The sequence below is a fragment of the Streptomyces sp. NPDC018045 genome, assembly GCF_044327445.1.
Classification (GTDB): Bacteria; Actinomycetota; Actinomycetes; order Streptomycetales; family Streptomycetaceae; genus Streptomyces.
This window is the reverse complement of sequence record NZ_JBIRFL010000012.1, coordinates 104883-122969: the sequence shown is the minus strand read 5'-3', so window position 1 is coordinate 122969 and position 18087 is coordinate 104883. Positions and strand designations below refer to the sequence as shown.

Genomic DNA, 18087 nt, shown 5'->3' with positions numbered 1-18087 from the left:
GAGGCGTCCGGTTTGCAGAAGTGCCCCGCACTGCGCGCGCGGGGCACTTCTTCGTACCACTTCATACAGCCGACGCCGACGGCACGTACATCCCTACTCGATCACGCGAGGGGACACGTTGCGCTGCGGCGTCCATGTCTCCTCGTCCTCGACAAGGTAGTCGGGGCGCTCCTTCTTGGTCCGCTCCTTGTCCTTGGCGCGGTTGTTCGCCGCCGCGCCGCCCGGAGCGCCCATCGCCTGTGTTCCGCCACGACTGCGGTGCAGTCCGGCACCGCCCTGCTTGGCTCCGGCCCCCGGGGTGCCCGGGGCTCCGACGACTCCGCCGGGCTTACGGGCCTGGGCGCCACCGCGACCCGCTGCGCCACCACGTCCCGCGCCGCTGCCCACGGCACCGGCGCCACCGCCCATGCCGCCGGGCACGCCAGGTCGTCCGGAACCCGCGCCACCGGCCCGGCTGCCACCCAGGGCGCCGCCACGGCCGCCAGGGACCGAACGCGCGCCCCCGCCACCGGTGCCACCCGTCTTGCCGTACGGCAGGGGGGCGATGAAGCCACCCATCGGACCGCTGCCGCCCGGGCCGCCGCCCGAACCGCCGGCAGGCGGGTTGACTCCGCCTCCGGTGATGCCGGGGCCCACCGGGGCAACGGTGCCGCCCTGCAGACCGTCCAGGCCTGTGCGTACCGGCTCGTGCGACGGCTGGACGTTCACGCCGCCGCCGAGGCCATTGTAGCCACCGCCGCCCTTCGACCCGTGCGGGGTCACGGAGGTGGGCTTGGGGCGGGTGCCACCCACGACCGGCATGGTGACGGGCGGCACCGGCGGGTAGGTGCCCGGCGCGGACGGCCAATTGCCCCGGCCGCCCGGCGGATCGCCCTTCGGCGGGTCGGCGACCTTCCCCTCCTGCAACCGGTAGTGGTTGGCCAGCTCCTCCATGACGATGACGGCCTCGACCTGGCGCTCCTTGCTCAGGGAGAGCTTGTCGCGATTGGCCTCCAGCGCCATCTTGGCGTCCATCTTAGGGTTCGCCATGTCCTTGTGGAACTGGGAGTCGTCGCCCGACGAGTTGAACGCGCTCTCGACCTTGCCCGGGTCCTCGATCCCGGCCATGGTCTTCTTGGCCTGGCGCAGGTTGTGCGCGATACCGGACTCCGGGCCGGTGGAACGCGTACCAATCAGCATCGACTCGACGTTGCGGGCGTGCCCGTACGTCCGGTCGATCTTCTTCAGCACCTCTGCCGCCTCCCGCCGGAACGCGTCGGCGGCCTTCCCCTGCCAGTGGTTCGAGGCGTGATCGACGGCGTCCATGAACGCCTTGCGGATACCGCCGGTGCCGTCCTGGCCCGCCAGCCGGTCGGCGGACGCCCGCCAGTGGTCACCGGCAGTCTCCAGTGCTTCCGGTTTGGCGTTCTCGATCATCGCGCGGAGCGCGTCGATCCCGTGGTGGTGGAAGTCCGAGTCCGAGACCGGAACAGGCTTGTAGTTCTCGAACTGCTTGAGGTTCTCTTTCCGGTGCTTTTCGTCGATCGACTTGGCGTACGCCTTGTTGCCCTCGGTGTCCATCGGGCCACCGGCCATGACCTTCCCCCTTGGTCGTCATTCTGTTCGTAGTCGTACTGCCGGGGTCTCAGCTCTTCATCGACGTACGCGCTTCCTGCTCCCGGTCCTCGTACGCCCCGCGGCTGCGCTCGGCCTTCTCGCCGAAGTCCTTGATGAGGTCTTGGAGAGCGTCAACGACCTGCGCCATGTAGTGCTGCATGTCATCATGCGCCGCAGCAATCTTCTCGGCCTCGTTGAAGTTGGAGCCGAAGGCGGACTTCGGAACGTTCGTGCTGTATTTGACCTTCTGGCTCGGTTCGTCCATGTCGCCCTGCAGGCCCTTGAGCTTGCGTACGACGCTGTCCAGCTCGTGCAGGTCGACCCTGTACTGCTCGCCCATCGAAGTCCTTCCCCGTTACTCCCCGACGCCGCCACGCGCCCCCATCACGGCCCGCACTGTGAGCCGCCCCGGCCTGCGCGCACACGCGACGCAAAGAGTGTAAAAAATAGGGGTTCCAGAGGGTGGATCGCAAGATCAGAAGTCATGATTTGCCAGATTAAGCACCAAACATCCCTCGCGCTTTGCGGATGCGTCGCCGTAACACCCCCACCCTCCCGCGGCACACCCCAACCCACCTGCGTGTCGTGTCCGCCTTGGGCTCTCTCGACACCTTGCCCGCGCCAACCGCCGCAGACTCCGGAAACCCGACAAACCTCCCTCTTCATGCGGTTCAGGGCGCACCACCCTCGGGCAGCCGACCTCAACCGGAGCAGGCACAATAGCGGGCACAATTCCGTCCGCAACCTTCACGAGGTGGCACCGTGCCCAGGACCATTTTCACTATCACGCGGGCAGAGGAATCTCGACAGTTCACCACCCCGCCTGGATACCAAGCCTGGGGCACACTGCTCTCCGGGAAATTTGCCAACGGGGAGGTGCTGGCGCAGATTCACCGCTCTGACGGGGAAGTCTCCACGGGCCCACTGTTCCTGCTCACTTCTCCTTCCGGGACACGCCGGACAATCTGCACGATCAGTCCACCGGCCATGGGCGCGGAATCGAAGAAGGAAAAGGAATACATCGTTCACGGACCCGTCGGTGAATACGTGGGGCGTGTCGTCCACGGGCGGTCGCCGCGCGGGATTCGCCAGGCGTGGCGGATGCACACACCAGCGGGTACACAGGCCGCCGCCGGCTACAAGGGCACGCTGCGCGGTTGGTTCGCGTATTGGCTGACAGTGCCTCTCTGGCCCCTGTTCGCCGTCATGGGCCTGCTTCACGACGGCGGAGGCCCCTCAACCTGGATGTGGAGCAAGCCCGAGCGCATCACTTGGCGGCCAAGGCCGCGAGGGCTGGGTGGCGCTCTCTTGGGGTACACCTCGGGCTACACGGCGTTCGCCTGGGACCCGGAGAGGCTGGATGCGCCACTCACCCAAGCACAAGCGGTCCTGTACTTTGCCTCGCTGACGAAACGTAACTGACGGCCCAAGAGACGGCAAAAGCACTGTCGCCCTTCCGCTGACGATCAGAGATAAATGTTGAATTTTCGGGCCCGGTGACAGTGCTGCCAAAGGTTAGGTTCATGCTTTGCCCTTGACGATGCCCGGCACGTTGAGCAGGGCAGTCCCACCGACCATGAACGGGGAGCGGCGAGTTGGGGAACTCGGACTTCCGGATCGATGTGACCCGGATGAAAGACATGCTGCGCAAGCTGGACGAGTGCGACGACCGTATGCGTGGCGCGAGCAAGAAACTCAAGAAGGTGGGGCCCAAAGGGCTGGGCACCGGGGGACTCGACGGCGCTTGTGATGAGTTCCAGTCCCAGTGGGATGACGGAATCACTCGCATCGCCGACGCCGCGAAGAAGATTCACGAACAACTGTCGTTGACGCTTGAGGCCTATACGGCCGCCGACGGCGACAACGCAAAGGGCTTCAGCCGGAAGTAGCGGGGGAACGCTGTGGAGTGGAAAAGCAAGTTCATCGCCGATGACTCGGACTGGCCGGGTCTCACCTTCAATCCGGCCAAGGGAGATCTCCACACCATCCAGTCCCTCGCCACGGACGTGAAGACGGTCGGCGACGAGCTTGAGGAGCTGCACGAACTCCTCAAGAGCGTCGGCAAGACCGACGGTGTGTGGGAGGGCGAGGCCGCCGAGAAGTTCCGGACGAAACTCGGGGAGCTGCCCAAGTACTTGCAGCAAGGAAGAGACTCCATGCACGACTGCGCGAAGTCCCTGCGCACGTGGCACTCCCAGCTCGGCCTGATGCAGCAGCGCGCCAAGGGCCTTGAGGCCGACGCGCTTGAGGCGCGCAAGCACGCCGAGGAGAAGCGGAACAGCTACAACAGCCTCATCGACAAGTACGACGGGCTGGCCGGCGTGCAGATGGAGCAGTCCGAGGTCGACCGCATCAACAACGAGCTGGACACCGCGAAGTCCGCGGATGAGAAAGCCCAGCACGCGTTGGAAGACATCATGAAGAAGGCGGAGGATCTGCGGTCCCAGTGGGACGACCGTGCGGGTGAGGCCGAGCGGGCGATCCTCAAGGCGTCGGAGAATCACCCGCCGGACCTGCACTGGTGGGATCGCGCGCTCGACGGCATGAAGAAGGCGTGGCGCGGATTCAAGGACTGGCTGGCCGAGCACGCCGATCTGTTGTCCAACATCAGTGCCGTGTTGTCGATCCTTTCTCTCGCCACGATGGCCATCCCGCCGGTCGGCGCCATCCTGGGCGGTCTGGCCATCGGAACGAGCGCCCTTGCTCTGGCCGGTTACGGCATCAAGGCCTCCCGAGGAGGCAAGGTCGGCGTCATGGACTGGGTCGGCGCCGGCCTGGGGGTTCTGCCGGGGCTGGGTGCTGTCAAGGGACTCAAGGCCGCGGGCAAGCTGAGCAAGGGAGGGAAAATCGTGGCCGAAGGCGGGAAGGTCGCCAACACCTTCAAGTACGCTCAGAACCTGGCCCGGTCGGAGAACGTCGCACGAGGTATGGCCGACGGCGTCATGCACACCGGAATCCAGAAGGCCGCAAAGATATTCCGGGGGAACGACGCCGCGCCGCTCGACGTGGCTCACTGGGGCGCTCGCGGTACGCAGATGGGGGTCAAGGGCATCGGGCTCGGGCACCGTATCGAGTCCAACTGGCCTGAGGACAAGCCGCTGGGCAAGGCGTTTCTGAGCGCGGCGGGAGCCTGACACCGGTGAGTACCCATATGGCCGAGGTGGCCGAGACGGTGGAACCGGAGTTTCCGGTCACCTTCCGTGTCCCGCCCGCCTTTCACGAACTCCCGTTGACCGACGATGTCGACGTACTCGTGGAAGAGCTGCGCCTCCTCGCGATCGAGATATACCCGGACGGCGGCAACGACCTGTGGTTCGCCTATGTCGCCATGCAGCTCCAGGCAGTCGAGGACATGCTGGCGGCCGGTGTGGGCTATGCCGGTTTCTGTCTCCTGGACATCGAGGGGCAGCGCAGCACCGCCACGGTCACCGCTTCCCTGATCGACGGTGGGCCGCAGGCCCGGGCGGTGAACTGCGAGGAGCTTGCCGCCCAGCTCTCGGAGGAGTCGCCGAGGAGTGAGGTGGAGGTGATCTCACTGGCCGCCGGGGAGGCGGCCGTGCGTATCACTCCGGAGGCAGTGGATCTGCCTGCGGACCTCACGGACACCGGGCGTCCGGAAACCCTCACGATCGGGAAGATCGCGGTCTTCTTCCCGGTCCCCGGGGAGCGGCAGGTTTGCCTGTTCGAACTCAGTACGCCCTGCATGGACGACTGGAATCTGTATTCCGAGTTGTTCTTCAATATCGTGAACACGATCGAAGTGACCGGCGCGCCGCACCACGGGCTGACGCCCGGGCAGCCGGCTCACGACGACGCCGTAGCCGTAGGGCCTGTTGTGGCGCGGGAGGAGGTCACCCCTGGGCCGCCCGCTCCCGAACTCACGAAAAGGCTCTACTGGCACTCCAGCAGGCTTCTCGATGCTCTCGCCTTGCGGGGGCGCATGGCGCAGAATGCCCAGCCGTTCGCCGTCACGTGTGGCACCTGTGCGGTGAAGGGGCTGCGTTCTGCGTGTTCGGCGCAGCATGACTGGCGTATCGAGGACATCGAGCCCGCTGCGCTGCCGGCGGCTCTTCAGCGGTTGGGGGCGTATCTGGGCGACGGGGGCTGGGCCGTGGAGGCGCTGGGTGGAGAGGGGGCCCGGGTCCTCCGGGCGACGGCCGGTGCCGCGGCTTCCGCGGAGGTCGCGGGCTATTCGGTCGCCGTGACGGAGCACGTCGCGCAGCGGCGGCTGGAGGTGCGGCTCGTCTCGTCGTGCGTGCGTAGGGCGCCGGCGCCCGAAGGGTCGACGTTCGGCTGACCCGGGCCGCGCATACCGGCGGCCCGTGCTGAGCATGTGTGAGATAGCGCACGGTCGGCGGGCGCCGGTGTGTGCGAGGGCCGAGGTCAGGGGGCTGTGTCGGTGGAACCGGTGGACGACTTGCCGAGGGCGCGGAGGCCTCGGAACCCGATCACTCCGATTGCCGTCCCCAAGAGAAAGGACGTCACCGCGAGCGCGAGGTGGACCCAGAAGTAGGCGGTGGGGTCACCCGCGTCGTCGAAGGCGAGGCCGCTCCCGTCCTTCCAGAGGTTTTTGGCGAAAGTGATCCAGATGAACCAGCTCCATACCCCGAACGCGAGCAGGAACCAGGAGACGGGGCGCGAGAGCTTCATGGAACCCAGTATGGGCAGCGGCTCCATCCGGCGGGCGGCCGGGGCACTCTTCCGTGGGGTGGTGTCCGGGGCGTCCGCGCCGACGGGTACGTTCACCGACGTGCCGACCACTTCAGCCGTTCATCCGACCGCCACGGCGGCCGGGAACACGTCCGGGGCCGTCTCCGCCGCGCGGTACGCGCTCACCCGTACGGGCGCCGCGCTGGCCGGCACCGCTGTCCTGCTGCCGCCGCTGCTGTTCGCCGCGCCCGCGCACGCCGACGGGAAGCCGAAGGCACCGGCGCCGCCCGCCGAGATGTCGAAGGTCGGGGGCGGGCTGCTGGGCCAGGCCGGTACGCAGGTGCAGCTCAAGCCGGGGGCGCCCAAGCTGCCGGACGAGATCACGGCGCGGTCCTGGATCGTCTCGGATGCCGAGAGCGGCCAGGTGCTGGCCGCGCACAACGCGCACTGGCAACTGCCGCCGGCCAGCACGCTGAAGATGCTGTTCGCCGATACGGTGCTGCCGAAGTTCCCCAAGGACCAGAAGTACACGGTCAAGCCGGCCGATCTGGCGGGCATGGGCGCGGGCAGCAGCCTGGTGGGGATAAAGGAGAACCTGAGTTACACGGTCCACGACCTGTGGCTCGGTGTCTTCCTGCGCTCCGGCAACGACGCGGTGCACACGCTGTCCGCGATGAACGGCGGAACGGCCAAGACCGTGCGGGAGATGCAGCAGCAGGCCGAGGAGCTGAACGCGACGGACACCCACGTCGTCACGCCGGACGGCTACGACGCCCCGGGGCAGGTCTCCAGCGCGTACGACCTGAGCCTGTTCGCCCGCGCGGGGCTGCAGAACGCGGACTTCCGGGAGTACTGCTCCACGGTGAGCGCGCAGTTCCCGGGTGAGGTCAAGGACGGCAAGCGCGGGACGTTCGGCATCCAGAACACCAACCGGCTGCTCAGCGGCGACTACGACGTCAAGCCGTACCCGGGCATCGCGGGCGTGAAGAACGGCTCCACCACCAACGCCGGCTCGACCTTCACCGGGGTCGCCCAGCGGGGCGAGCGCAAGCTGCTCGTCACGGTCATGAACCCGGAGAAGAAGGAACACAACGAGGCGTACAAGGAGACGGCCAAGCTCTTCGACTGGGGCTTCGCGGCGGCGGACAAGGTCGAGCCGGTCGGCCGGCTGGTCGGTCCCAAGAGCGAGGAGGGCGACGCGCGGACGGGCGGCGCCAAGCTGGACGGCGACAAGGCGCGGGCCGGGCTGGAGGACTCCTCCGGCGGCTCCGGCGGCATCTGGACCGCACTGGCGATCACCGGCGGAGCGCTGGTGGTGCTCGGCGGGCTGGCCCTCGCGGTGCACCGCCGCTGGCCCCTTCCGGAACTGATGCGGCGGCGCGCCGGCCGGAAGTAGGGTACGGGACGGGGCAGAGGGAAAGCCGGGGGAGGCAGAGCAGGGCAAAGCAGGGCAGAGCACGGCTGGGGCCGCCCGGCCGCGCCCCAGCTCACGCGCTCCCTGGCTCCCCCAACTTCCCCGCCCCAGCTCACGCCCCCGAAGCTCCCCGCCCCCGTGGCTCCGGCTCCCCCGCCGCCCCTGCTCCGCTTCGCTCTTCTCCTTCCTGTCCGCTCTCCCCCGCCCCCTCGTCGCAGTCCAGCGACTTGCGTGCCGACTCCGGGTCGCAGGGCTGGGTCGCGGTCCAGGCCGCGCAGAAGACCATCAGTTTGGCGGTGAAGTTGATCCACAGGAGCAGGGCGATCGGGGTGCCGAAGGCGCCGTACATGCTCTTGGCGGCGACGCCCTGGAGGTAGCCGCTGAGGAGGAGTTTGAGGAGTTCGAAACCGACGGCGCCGATGAAGCCGGCGACGACGACGGCGCGGCGGGGCGGGTGGACGCCGGGCAGTTTGGTCAGGACGTAGGCGAGCAGCAGGAAGTCGGCGAGTACGGCGATGCAGAAGCCGGCGGCGGACAGCAGGACGCTGCCGACGCCGCCTTCCGCGAGGCCGAGGGACTCGGCCGCCTTGCCGACCGCCGCGCTGGCGAAGCCGGAGCAGACCAGGGAGGCCAGGGCGGTGCCGCCGAGGCCGAGGAGCAGGGCGCCGTCCTTGATTTTGGCGACGAAGACGTTGGTGTCCTCGTCGTCCTTCTCCCAGACGGCGCGCAGGCAGTCGCGCAGCGACTCGACCCAGCCGACGCCGGTGAAGAGCAGGGCGACGGCGGCGATGATGCCGACGGTGGCGGCGTTGTCGACGAGCGCGCCGAGGTCGAGCTGGCCGGAGATGCCGGGGATCTGCTCGGCGATCTTCGACTGCACGTCGTGCAACTGCCGCTCGTCGAGCAGGGCGGCACCGAGCGCGGCGGCCACCGTCAGGAGCGGGAAGATCGCCACGAAGCTGGTGAAGGTGATCGCGGCGGCCAGCCGGGTCCAGTGGACGCGTTGCATGCGTTCGTACGCCCGCCACAGGTGCGTGGTCATCAGCCAGGACACGGCCGGGCCGAGGACCGGGAGCTTGCTCAACCATTCCATGGGCCCCGCCTACCCTTCGTCAGCCTTCGACACCGTCTGCACGGGTATGTGGCCCGCGTGGCGGAACACTAGCGTCCGCGTACCCCAGAACCGCAGGCATGTCGCCAGCGCCATGCCGACGCCCGCGCCCGAGACGGTGTCGGCCGTCGCGGAGGTCAGGCCGAGGACGTGGTGTGAGACGCCGAGGCAGGCGAGCTGGACGAGGGCGCCGGCGAGGTTCACGGCGAGGAAGGCGGCGTAGCGGCGGACGCGTACGGGGGCGGGGACGCGGGCGGGGCGCCCGGCGTACGGGGGCGGTGCGGGGCGGGTACGGGTGCGGTACGTACCGACCGCATTCCCGGCGTACGCGACGGTGCAGCCCGCCAGGAAGGACAGCGACTTGGCGGTGAACGGGTCCAGGCCGGCCGGCCCGCGCAGCCAGACGAACAGGGCCAGGTCGGCGGCGTACGCGAAGCTGCCGGCGACGGCGAAGCCGAGCAGTTCGGGGGCGAGGGCGCGCAGCCGGCCGCCCGGCAGCCGTTCGGTGCCGGCGCGGCGGGAGGGACCCGGGGCCATGGTGGCGGCGCTCGCCCGGTTCACACGTCCGCGACGGCCATCGCGTACAGCCCGGTCCAGGCCACGCCGATGACGGCCAGCGGGCGGTCCCGCAGGACGACGTCCTCCGGGGCGCCGGCCGTGCCCCGGTCGGCGAAGACCGCGTAGCGCAGGACGGCGAGGATGAACGGGATCATGGAGAGCTGGCGCCACGGCAGGACGCTCGCGGACGTACCGCCGCTCTCCAGGGCCCACAGGCAGTACGCGAGGACGGCGCCGCCCGCCGCGAGCTGCCACACGAAGCGCAGGTAGCCGTCGCTGTACTCGCGCAGCAGGGCCCGGGTCTCGCCCTTGTCCTCCCGGGCCCGCTCCGCCATCTGGAGTGCTTCGGAGTAGCGCTTGGCGGCGACCATGAACAGCGCGCCGAAGCCCGCGGTGATCAGGAACCAGCGGGACAGCGGGATGCCGAGCGCGGGTCCGCCGATCATGGCCCGCAGCAGGAAGCCGGCGGTGACCACGACGAGGTCGACGACCAGGACGTTCTTCAGGCTGACGCAGTAGGCGAGCTGCATGAGGAGGTACGCGGCGAGCAGCGCGGCGGTGGCGGGGTTGCACAGCACGGCGGCGGTGACGGGGGTGAGGACGGCGAGCAGGCCGCCGGCCGCGTAGGCGACGGGTACGGGCACCTCGCCCGCGGCGACCGGGCGGCGGCGCTTGTCGGGGTGGGCGCGGTCGGCCGCGGCGTCCCGTGCGTCGTTGACGAGGTAGACGGCGGCCGCGGCGGTGGTGAAGAGGAGGAAGAGCACGGGGAGTTGGAGGAGAGTGTGGCGCAGGAAGAGGTCGCCGGCGGCGGCCGGGGCGGCGGCCACCAGGACGTTCTTGACCCACTGGCGCGGGCGGGCGGTGCGCAGCAGGCCCAGGGGCAGGCCGAGCGCGCGGGTCCGCAGGCCGGGCGGCGGGGCGGTGGCCACTCCGGTGCCGGGTGGCGGCTCTTCCAGGACGGCGGTGCGTTCGGTCACGGCCGCCCTCCGCTCGCGCCGTGCGCCCGCCCGCCTCCCGCGCACGCGGTGAGCGCGCCCAGTACGGCGCCCGCGGCCACATCCGACGGGTAGTGCACGCCTGCCACCAGCCGGGACAGACACACCGCCGCGGCCAGGACGGACAGGAACGCGCCCACCGGCCGCAGCGCGCCCAGCGCCACGGCGGCGGCGGTGGCGGAGGCGGCGTGGGCGCTGGGGAAGGAGTGCGGGCCGGGGGCCCGTACGAGAGGGGCGTGGCCGGGCAGCAGGGGGCGTGGGCGGCGCACGGCGTGCTTGAGGGCGACGCTCGCCAGGTGGGCACCGCAGCTCAGAGCCGTGCCGCGGAGCCAGGCGGGGCGCCGGGGCCGGTCGGCCACGGCGCCCGCCAGCCCGGCGGCGAGCCAGAGCGCTCCGTGCTCGCCGCCGTGCGAGAGGGCGCGGGTCACGGCGGCCACCCGCGGGTCGGTGCCACGGGTGCGCAGCGCCACGAGCAGGCGGTGATCCATCTCTTCGGGGGACAGCGGGGTCACCTCGATCCGGTTCGTGCCGGCCCGCCGGGCGGGCCGCCCGCTTCGTGCGGCCCGCCCGGCGCCTATCCCTCAAGCCCTTGGGGGCTCCGTCTCCGACTCTCCGGGGCGCCGCGCGCCGTGTCGTCCCGATTAGCCCATCCACCCGATTAATCACTCTTTTCGTGCGGGGAGCCGTGCGGGGCGGTGCGGAAAGCTGCGAACCGCGCAAGAGCCGCATTACGGTCGCTGACATGGCGTCGTCCGCCGGCCCGGCCGGCTTTCGCACCGTGTCCGTCACCGGCTGGGGCCGCACCGCCCCCACCACCGCACGGCTGGTCCGCCCGGGCTCGTACGACGAGGCCGCGGCGGCGGTGCGGGGGTGCGGGCCGCGCGGCGGCATCGCCCGCGGGCTCGGGCGCGCGTACGGGGACGCGGCGCAGAACGCGGGCGGCGTGGTCTGGGACATGACCGGGCTGGACCGCATCCGCCGCATCGACGCGGAGGCGGGCGTCGTGGAGTGCGACGCGGGGGTCAGCCTGCACCGGCTGATGGAGGTGCTGCTGCCGCTGGGCTGGTTCGTGCCGGTCACGCCGGGCACCCGGTACGTGACGGTCGGCGGCGCGGTCGGCGCGGACATCCACGGCAAGAACCACCACGTCGCCGGCTCCTTCACCCGGCACGTCCGGTCCTTCGATCTCCTCACCGCGGACGGCGCGGTGCGGACGGTGCGGCCGGGCACCGACCTGTTCGACGCGACCACCGGCGGCATGGGGCTGACCGGGGTGGTGCTGGCCGCGACGGTCGGCCTGGTGCCCGTAGGGACGTCGTTGATGACGGTGGACACCGAACGCGCGGCGGACCTGGACGACCTGCTGGCGCGGCTGTCCGCCACCGACCACCGCTACCGCTACTCCGTCGCCTGGGTCGACCTCCTCGCGCGCGGCGCGGCGACCGGCCGCGCGGTGCTGACCCGTGGTGACCACGCCCCGCCGGCCGCCCTGCCGCCGCGCGCCCGGCGCGCGCCGCTGGTCTTCCGGCCGGGGCGGCTGCCGCCCGCTCCCCGTGGCCTGCCGGACGGGCTGCTCGGACGCCGGTCCGTCGGCCTGTTCAACGCGCTCTGGTACCGCAAGGCGCCCCGGCGCCGGACCGGTGAGCTACAGAAGATCTCCGCGTTCTTCCATCCGCTGGACGGGGTGCCGCACTGGAACCGGGTCTACGGGCGCGGGGGCTTCGTGCAGTACCAGTTCGTGGTCGGGCTGGGGGCCGAGGAGACGCTGCGACGTGTCGTGGAGCGGATCGCGGCGCGGGGCTGTCCATCGTTCCTGGCCGTGCTGAAACGGTTCGGGGCGGGCGGTCCGGGGTGGCTGTCGTTTCCCGCCGAGGGCTGGACGCTGGCCCTGGACATCCCGGCCGGGCTGCCCGGGCTCGGCGCCTTCCTCGACGAGCTGGACGAGGCGGTGGCGGCGGCGGGCGGCCGGGTGTACCTGGCCAAGGACGCCCGGCTGCGGCCCGAGCTGGTCGATGTCATGTATCCCCGCGCGCGGGAGTTCCGCGAGCTGCGCGCGCGTATCGATCCGTGCGGGGTCTTCACCTCGGACCTGTCGCGGCGCCTGGCCCTGTGACCGGCCCGGCGCCCCCGGCACCCTCGGGACCCGCCCCCGCCCGACGCCCCCCGGCCCGGCCCGGCGCCGCCGGTCATCCGTCCTCCCCCTCCTCCCCCTCCTCCCCAAGGACTTCCCATGAAGGACGCCTTCGGCTCACCCCAGTCCCTCCTGATCCTCGGCGGCACGTCCGGGATCGCCCTGGCCACCGCCCGCCGTCTGGTCGCCCGCCGGGCCCGTACGGTCTGGCTGGCGGGCCGCCCGTCCCCCGCGCTGGAGGAGACGGCCGGACGGTTGCGCGCGCTGGGCGCGGAGGTCCGTACGGTCCCGTTCGACGCGCTGGACACCGGCGCCCACGAGGAGGCTCTCGGCAAGGTCTTCGCCGAGGGCGACATCGACATGGTGCTGCTGGCTTTTGGTGTCCTGGGCGATCAGGAGCGCGCGGAGGCGGAGCCGGCCGCCGCGGTGCGGGTCGCGCAGACCAACTACACCGGCGCCGTCTCCGCGGGCCTGGTCTGTGCCCGGGCGCTGCGTGTCCAGGGGCACGGCTCGCTGGTGGTGCTGTCCTCGGTGGCGGCTGAGCGGGCGCGGCGCTCGAATTTCGTCTACGGCTCCAGCAAGGCGGGGCTGGACGCGTTCATGCAGGGCCTGGGCGACGCGCTGTACGGGACGGGCGTGCACGTGATGGTGGTGCGGCCCGGTTTCGTACGGACCCGGATGACGGCGGGCCTGGAGCCCGCGCCGCTGGCCACGACGCCGGAAGCGGTCGCCGCGGCGATCGAGACGGGCCTGCGGCGGCGGAGCGAGGTGGTGTGGGTGCCGGGGGCGCTGCGGCCGGTCATGGCCGTCCTACGGCATATGCCACGGGCGATTTTCCGGCGGCTGCCGGTGTGAGGACCCAGGGCGCAAGGCCGGACCCGGCGGGCCGGACCGCCGCTCAGCGGGTCGGCGTCGGCGGCCGCGACAGGTCGGCCTGGCGCGGCACACCGGAGGCGGGGGCGCCGAACGGGTACTCGCGCTCCAGGCGCCACACGCCGTCCTCCCCCTGCTCGTACAGCGCGAACCCGCCGGTCGTCCAGGCGGCCTCGAAGTCCTTCAGCGCCACGAAGGCCCGGTCCATGGCCGCCTCGGAGATGCCGTGCGCGACGGTCACATGCGGGTGGTAGGGGAACTGCAGTTCGCGGGCGCAGGGCCCGGACGCGGCGCGTACCCGCTCCTGGAGCACGGTGCACTCCGCCTCGCCCTCGGCCAGCTTGACGAAAACCACCGGGGACAACGGCCGGAAGCTGTCCGTGCCGTCCAGACGGAGCCGGAAGGGCCCGAAGCCCGCGGCGACCTCGGCGAGGTGCTCCTCGATGGCGGGCAGGTCCTCCGCGCGGACCTCCGTGGGCGGCAGGAGGGTGATGTGCGTGGGGATGCCGTGTGCGTGAGGGTCGCCGAAGCTTGCGCGCTGCTCCTGGAGGAAGCTGCCGTACGGCTCCGGGACCGCGATCGAAACGCCGAGCGTTACGGTCCCCACTGCGTTCTCCCTCCTGAAGCTGTCGTCGGCCCCGGGTGCCAGTGTGCCGGGTGGGCCGTCCCCGCGGCGACCGTCCTTGGTCCCGCCGTACCCGGGTCCGACGGCCCTGTACGGCGGCGGGCCGGGGCGCGGCGGGCCCCGGCCCGGCCGGTCAGTGCTTGGCGGGCAGGAACCCGATCCGTTCGTACGCCGAGGCCAGCGTCTCGGCGGCGACCGCGCGGGCCTTCTCGGCGCCCTTGGCCAGGATCGAGTCCAGCGTCTCGGGGTCGTCGAGGTATTCCTGCGTACGGTCCCGGAAGGGTGTGACGAAGTCGACCATGATCTCCGCGAGGTCGGTCTTGAGGGCGCCGTACATCTTGCCCTCGTACTTCTTCTCCAGGTCGGCGATGGACTCGCCGGTGAGCGTGGAGTGGATCGTCAGCAGGTTGGAGACGCCCGGCTTCGCCCCGGCGTCGTAGCGGATCACCGTGTCGGTATCCGTGACCGCGCTCTTGATCTTCTTGGCGGAGACCTTGGGCTCGTCCAGGAGGTTGATGATGCCCTTGACCGACGAGGCCGACTTGCTCATCTTGACCGACGGGTCCTGGAGGTCGTAGACCTTGCCGGTCTCCTTGAGGATGTACGGCGCCGGGACGGTGAAGGTGTCGCCGTAGCGGCCGTTGAAACGCTCGGCGAGGTCGCGGGTCAGCTCGATGTGCTGGCGCTGGTCCTCGCCCACCGGGACCTGGTTGGCCTGGTAGAGCAGGATGTCGGCGATCTGCAGGATCGGGTACGTGAACAGGCCGACGCTGGTGCGGTCGGCCCCCTGCTTGGCGGACTTGTCCTTGAACTGCGTCATCCGGCCGGCCTCGCCGAAGCCGGTCAGGCAGTTCATGATCCAGGCGAGCTGGGTGTGCTCGGGGACGTGGCTCTGGATGAAGAGGGTGCAGCGCTCCGGGTCGAGGCCGGCGGCCAGGAGCTGGGCGGCGGCCAGCCGGGTGTTCGCGCGCAGTACCACCGGGTCCTGCGGCACGGTGATCGCGTGCAGGTCCACCACCATGTAGAAGGCGTCGTGGGACTCCTGCAGCGCGACCCACTGGCGGACGGCGCCGAGGTAGTTGCCGAGGTGGAAGGAGCCGGCGGTGGGCTGGATGCCGGAGAGCACACGCGGACGATCGAAGGCCATGGCACTCATTGTCTCAGGTCCGCGGACGGGACCGGCGCGCGGCCGGGCAGCGGTGGGGGCACGGGGGGTGACGGGCCGGGCGTACGCGGGGGCCGCGAGCCGGGGCGAAAGGGGCAGCCGGGTACGTACGCCCGGAACGGCGGCGGGCGGTGCCGGGCGGCCGCGTACGGGGACGGGGCGGTGCCGGGCCCGTACGCGCCCTGGTACCGGCGGGCCGGGGCTGGAACGGTGGACGCATGACCGAAGCCGACGCCTCTCCGTCCGGTACGGCACCTTCGGACGCCGCACGCCCCGCCGACCCGCCCCCCGCGCCGGGCCCCGGACCGGCCCCGTACCCCCTCGACCCGGCCGGAGCCGGTCAGCACGAGGTCGCCGGACGACTGCGGGCCCGCGGGGCCGCCACGCCGGTGCTGCTGCCCGGTGGGCTCCTCGGCTACGCGGTCACCCGCCACCACGCCCTGCGCGACTTCCTCACCCACCCGGAAGTGGCCAAGAACGCCTGCCACTTCGCCGCGCTGCGCGAGGGCCGCATCCCGCCCGGCTGGCCGCTCGCCACCTTCGCCACCGTGGACGGGATGACCACGGCCGACGGCGCGGACCACCGGCGGCTGCGGGAGCCGGTCGCCAAGGCGCTCACGCCCCGGCGGGTGGCGGCGCTGCGGCCGCGGGTGGAGCGGCTGACCGCCGGGCTGCTCGACGCGCTGCCCGCCCGGGCCGCGGCGGGCGGCGGCACGGTCGACCTCCGACGCGCCTTCGCCTATCCGCTGCCCATGCGGGTGATCTGCGAACTGCTCGGCGTGGACGAGGGGTTCCGGGACCGGCTGCACGAGCTGTCCGGCCTGGTCGTGAGCACCGTCATCGGCCCGGAGGCGGCACTGGCGGCCAACCGGGAGCTGCTCGCGGTCCTCGGGGACGTGGTGGCGGCCCGCCGTGCCGATCCGGGCGACGACCTGACCAGCGCGCTGATCGCGGCGCGCGCGGAGGCGGCCGGCCGGCTCAGCGAACGGGAGCTGGTCGGCACCCTGTTGCTGATGATCGTCGCCGGGCACGAGACCACCCTCAACCTGATCACCAACGCGGTACGGGCGCTGTGCGCGGACCGCGGCCGGCTCGGCCTGGTCCGCGCGGGGCGGGCGGACTGGGCGGACGTGGTCGAGGAGACGCTGCGCCACGACAGCCCGGTGGCCAACTTCCCGTTCCGCTATCCGGTACGGGACCTGGACGTCGGCGGCACGGTGCTTCCCCGGGGAGCGCCGGTGCTCGCCTCGTACGCGGCGGCCGGGCGCGACCCGGAGGCGTACGGACCGGACGCGGACCGCTTCGACGTGACGCGGCGGCCCGCCGTCCGGCATCTGTCCTTCGGGCACGGTCCGCACGTCTGCCCGGGGGCGCCGTTGGCCCGTCTGGAGGCCGGTGTCGCGCTGCGGGCGCTGTTCGCCCGCTTCCCCGACCTGGCCCTGGCCGTACCGGAGGCGGACCTGCGGCCACTGCCCACGTTCGTGGGCAACAGCGTCACGGAACTTCCGGTACGGCTGGGCCGGGACCTCGGACCGGCGGACCGGGGCGGACCGGTGGATCTCCTGGCCTGACCGGCAGCCGCCTGACCGGCAGCCGCCTGACCAGCGACCGCCTGGCCTGCGCCGGCCCGCCCCGGCCGGCCGGTCAGGACGGGGCGGCGACCAGCCCCGGCGCCGGGTAGGCGCTCATCAGCTCGGCCACCTCGGCGCGGATCGTCGCGAGCGCGTCCTCGTCGCCCGTGCCCGCGGCCGTGACACCCCGGGTGATCCAGTCGGCCACCTGCGGCATGTGCTCGGTGCCCAGGCCGCGCGAGGTCAGCGACGGGGTGCCGATGCGGATGCCGGACGGGTCGAACGGCTTGCGGGTGTCGAACGGGACGGTGTTGTGGTTGACGACGATCCCGGCCCGGTCCAGGGCCTTGGCGGCGACCTTGCCGGGCACCTCCTTGGGGGTGAGGTCCATCAGGATCAGGTGGTTGTCCGTACCGCCGGAGACCAGGTCGAAGCCGCGGGCCAGGAGCTGTTCGGCGAGGGCCTTGGCGTTGGCGACGACGGCGTGCGCGTAGGCGCGGAAGGACGGCTGCGCGGCCTCGTGGAGGGCGACCGCGACGGCGGCGGTGGTGTGGTTGTGCGGGCCGCCCTGGAGGCCGGGGAAGACGGCCTTGTCGAGGGGCTTCGCGTACCGCTCGCGGGACATCAGCATGGCACCGCGCGGGCCGCGCAGCGTCTTGTGGGTGGTGGTGGAGATGACGTCGGCGTGCGGCACCGGTGAGGGGTGCGCGCCGCCCGCGACCAGCCCGGCGATGTGCGCGATGTCGGCGACCAGGACGGCGTCGACCTCGCGGGCGATCTCGGCGAAGGCGGCGAAGTCGATGGTGCGCGGCACGGCCGTACCGCCGCAGAAGATCAGCTTCGGGCGCTCCTTGCGGGCCAGGTCGCGCACCTCGTCGAAGTCGATACGGGCGGTGTCGGCCCGTACGCCGTACTGGACGCCGCGGAACCACCGGCCGGTGGCCGACACGCCCCAGCCGTGCGTGAGGTGGCCGCCCATCGGCAGCGCCATGCCCATCACCGTGTCGCCGGGCTCGGCGAAGGCGAGGTAGACGGCGAGGTTGGCGGGCGAGCCGGAGTACGGCTGGACGTTGGCGTGCTCGACGCCGAAGACCGCCTTGGCGCGGTCGGCCGCCAGCCGCTCGACGCGGTCGATGTTCTGCTGGCCTTCGTAGTAGCGACGGCCGGCGTATCCCTCGCTGTACTTGTTCTGCAGGACGGTGCCGGTGGCTTCGAGGACTGCGCCGGAGACGTAGTTCTCGGAGGGGATCAGGCGCAGCGTCTCGGCCTGGAGGCGCTCCTCGGCACCGACCAGGGCGGCCAGTTCGGGGTCGGCGGCGCGGAGCGCGGGATGGGGCAGGGGACGGCTCATGGGGTCCTCCGGGGCGATCGGTGACAGGCTTCGTTCCGTTCGTGCTC

General features: G+C 71.5%; 18 protein-coding genes. 8 read left to right on the top strand and 10 right to left on the bottom strand.

Features of this window, described 5'->3' with window-relative positions; all coding sequences use genetic code 11:
• Window positions 1–93: 93 nt before the first annotated feature.
• Both ACH4EB_RS24960 and ACH4EB_RS24955 read right to left on the bottom strand, forming a co-directional pair.
• Entirely contained in the window at window positions 94–1575 is a 1482-nt protein-coding gene (locus tag ACH4EB_RS24960; RefSeq protein WP_398349851.1) for a WXG100 family type VII secretion target, read from the bottom strand.
• A 49-nt stretch (window positions 1576–1624) separates the two neighbouring features.
• A complete protein-coding gene (locus ACH4EB_RS24955; RefSeq protein ID WP_398349850.1) occupies window positions 1625–1936 on the bottom strand; it encodes a hypothetical protein in 312 nt (103 codons plus the stop codon).
• Between the two features lie 422 nt (window positions 1937–2358).
• On the opposite strand from ACH4EB_RS24955, the gene ACH4EB_RS24950 reads away from it, so the two are divergent.
• The 4 genes from ACH4EB_RS24950 (at window position 2359) to ACH4EB_RS24935 (ending at window position 5893) form a co-directional block, all read left to right on the top strand.
• On the top strand, window positions 2359–3018 hold the full coding sequence (locus tag ACH4EB_RS24950) for a hypothetical protein (RefSeq protein WP_398349848.1): 660 nt from the start codon (window positions 2359–2361) through the stop codon (window positions 3016–3018).
• 173 nt (window positions 3019–3191) lie between these two features.
• The gene (locus ACH4EB_RS24945) at window positions 3192–3485 is read left to right on the top strand and encodes a WXG100 family type VII secretion target (protein WP_398349846.1); all 294 of its coding nucleotides are present in this window, start codon (window positions 3192–3194) and stop codon (window positions 3483–3485) included.
• A gap of 12 nt (window positions 3486–3497) precedes the next feature.
• Entirely contained in the window at window positions 3498–4730 is a 1233-nt protein-coding gene (locus ACH4EB_RS24940; protein WP_398349845.1) for a putative T7SS-secreted protein, read from the top strand.
• A gap of 5 nt (window positions 4731–4735) precedes the next feature.
• Window positions 4736–5893, top strand: a complete 1158-nt coding sequence (locus ACH4EB_RS24935; RefSeq protein ID WP_398349843.1) for a hypothetical protein — start codon at window positions 4736–4738, stop codon at window positions 5891–5893.
• 86 nt (window positions 5894–5979) lie between these two features.
• On the opposite strand, the gene ACH4EB_RS24930 is transcribed toward ACH4EB_RS24935, so the two are convergent.
• Window positions 5980–6246: an SCO4848 family membrane protein gene (locus ACH4EB_RS24930; RefSeq protein ID WP_398349842.1), complete on the bottom strand. Its 267-nt coding sequence runs from the start codon at window positions 6244–6246 to the stop codon at window positions 5980–5982.
• Between ACH4EB_RS24930 and ACH4EB_RS24925 the strand changes: the two genes are divergently transcribed.
• Window positions 6245–7642, top strand: a complete 1398-nt coding sequence (locus ACH4EB_RS24925; protein WP_398349841.1) for a D-alanyl-D-alanine carboxypeptidase family protein — start codon at window positions 6245–6247, stop codon at window positions 7640–7642. The two genes, ACH4EB_RS24930 and ACH4EB_RS24925, sit on opposite strands and share 2 nt — an antisense overlap.
• 130 nt (window positions 7643–7772) lie before the next feature.
• Here the strand turns inward: ACH4EB_RS24925 and ACH4EB_RS24920 are convergent, their stop codons facing one another.
• The 4 genes from ACH4EB_RS24920 to ACH4EB_RS24905 are packed head-to-tail and all read right to left on the bottom strand — an operon-like array spanning window position 7773 to window position 10812.
• Window positions 7773–8753 carry a YihY/virulence factor BrkB family protein gene (locus ACH4EB_RS24920; RefSeq protein ID WP_398349839.1) on the bottom strand — a complete coding sequence of 327 codons (981 nt, stop codon included), beginning with the start codon at window positions 8751–8753 and terminating at the stop codon, window positions 7773–7775.
• 9 nt (window positions 8754–8762) lie between these two features.
• Window positions 8763–9308, bottom strand: coding sequence for a GtrA family protein (locus tag ACH4EB_RS24915; RefSeq protein WP_398349838.1), 546 nt, complete (start codon window positions 9306–9308; stop codon window positions 8763–8765).
• Between the two features lie 20 nt (window positions 9309–9328).
• Window positions 9329–10306 (bottom strand): decaprenyl-phosphate phosphoribosyltransferase, encoded by a 978-nt coding sequence (locus ACH4EB_RS24910; protein ID WP_398349837.1) that lies wholly within the window; start codon window positions 10304–10306, stop codon window positions 9329–9331.
• Window positions 10303–10812 carry a phosphatase PAP2 family protein gene (locus tag ACH4EB_RS24905; RefSeq protein WP_398349944.1) on the bottom strand — a complete coding sequence of 170 codons (510 nt, stop codon included), beginning with the start codon at window positions 10810–10812 and terminating at the stop codon, window positions 10303–10305. The genes ACH4EB_RS24910 and ACH4EB_RS24905 overlap by 4 nt, the downstream gene beginning before the upstream one ends.
• Window positions 10813–11066: 254 nt before the next feature.
• Between ACH4EB_RS24905 and ACH4EB_RS24900 the strand changes: the two genes are divergently transcribed.
• The gene (locus tag ACH4EB_RS24900; protein WP_398349835.1) at window positions 11067–12437 is read left to right on the top strand and encodes an FAD-binding protein; all 1371 of its coding nucleotides are present in this window, start codon (window positions 11067–11069) and stop codon (window positions 12435–12437) included.
• A 117-nt stretch (window positions 12438–12554) separates the two neighbouring features.
• Complete coding sequence (locus ACH4EB_RS24895) at window positions 12555–13310, top strand: decaprenylphospho-beta-D-erythro-pentofuranosid-2-ulose 2-reductase (protein WP_398349833.1); 756 nt, start codon at window positions 12555–12557, stop codon at window positions 13308–13310.
• A gap of 43 nt (window positions 13311–13353) precedes the next feature.
• Here the strand turns inward: ACH4EB_RS24895 and ACH4EB_RS24890 are convergent, their stop codons facing one another.
• Window positions 13354–13935 (bottom strand): 2'-5' RNA ligase family protein, encoded by a 582-nt coding sequence (locus ACH4EB_RS24890; RefSeq protein WP_398349832.1) that lies wholly within the window; start codon window positions 13933–13935, stop codon window positions 13354–13356.
• Window positions 13936–14086: 151 nt separating this feature from the next.
• Window positions 14087–15100 carry a tryptophan--tRNA ligase gene (trpS, locus tag ACH4EB_RS24885; protein WP_398349831.1) on the bottom strand — a complete coding sequence of 338 codons (1014 nt, stop codon included), beginning with the start codon at window positions 15098–15100 and terminating at the stop codon, window positions 14087–14089.
• 236 nt (window positions 15101–15336) lie between these two features.
• On the opposite strand from trpS, the gene ACH4EB_RS24880 reads away from it, so the two are divergent.
• Complete coding sequence (locus tag ACH4EB_RS24880; RefSeq protein WP_398349830.1) at window positions 15337–16689, top strand: cytochrome P450; 1353 nt, start codon at window positions 15337–15339, stop codon at window positions 16687–16689.
• 73 nt (window positions 16690–16762) lie between these two features.
• On the opposite strand, the gene glyA is transcribed toward ACH4EB_RS24880, so the two are convergent.
• Complete coding sequence (glyA, locus tag ACH4EB_RS24875) at window positions 16763–18040, bottom strand: serine hydroxymethyltransferase (RefSeq protein WP_398349829.1); 1278 nt, start codon at window positions 18038–18040, stop codon at window positions 16763–16765.
• Between the last annotated feature and the right edge of the window lie 47 nt (window positions 18041–18087).

Coding starts and splice junctions, on each gene's coding strand:
- glyA (WP_398349829.1), bottom strand. CDS start 18,040: ATGAGCCGTCCCCTGCCCCATCCCGCGCTCCGCGCCGCCGACCCCGAA.
- ACH4EB_RS24895 (WP_398349833.1), top strand. CDS start 12,555: ATGAAGGACGCCTTCGGCTCACCCCAGTCCCTCCTGATCCTCGGCGGC.
- ACH4EB_RS24915 (WP_398349838.1), bottom strand. CDS start 9,308: ATGGCCCCGGGTCCCTCCCGCCGCGCCGGCACCGAACGGCTGCCGGGC.
- ACH4EB_RS24930 (WP_398349842.1), bottom strand. CDS start 6,246: ATGAAGCTCTCGCGCCCCGTCTCCTGGTTCCTGCTCGCGTTCGGGGTA.
- ACH4EB_RS24900 (WP_398349835.1), top strand. CDS start 11,067: ATGGCGTCGTCCGCCGGCCCGGCCGGCTTTCGCACCGTGTCCGTCACC.
- ACH4EB_RS24925 (WP_398349841.1), top strand. CDS start 6,245: ATGGAACCCAGTATGGGCAGCGGCTCCATCCGGCGGGCGGCCGGGGCA.
- ACH4EB_RS24960 (WP_398349851.1), bottom strand. CDS start 1,575: ATGGCCGGTGGCCCGATGGACACCGAGGGCAACAAGGCGTACGCCAAG.
- ACH4EB_RS24920 (WP_398349839.1), bottom strand. CDS start 8,753: ATGGAATGGTTGAGCAAGCTCCCGGTCCTCGGCCCGGCCGTGTCCTGG.
- trpS (WP_398349831.1), bottom strand. CDS start 15,100: ATGGCCTTCGATCGTCCGCGTGTGCTCTCCGGCATCCAGCCCACCGCC.
- ACH4EB_RS24880 (WP_398349830.1), top strand. CDS start 15,337: ATGACCGAAGCCGACGCCTCTCCGTCCGGTACGGCACCTTCGGACGCC.
- ACH4EB_RS24955 (WP_398349850.1), bottom strand. CDS start 1,936: ATGGGCGAGCAGTACAGGGTCGACCTGCACGAGCTGGACAGCGTCGTA.
- ACH4EB_RS24905 (WP_398349944.1), bottom strand. CDS start 10,812: ATGGATCACCGCCTGCTCGTGGCGCTGCGCACCCGTGGCACCGACCCG.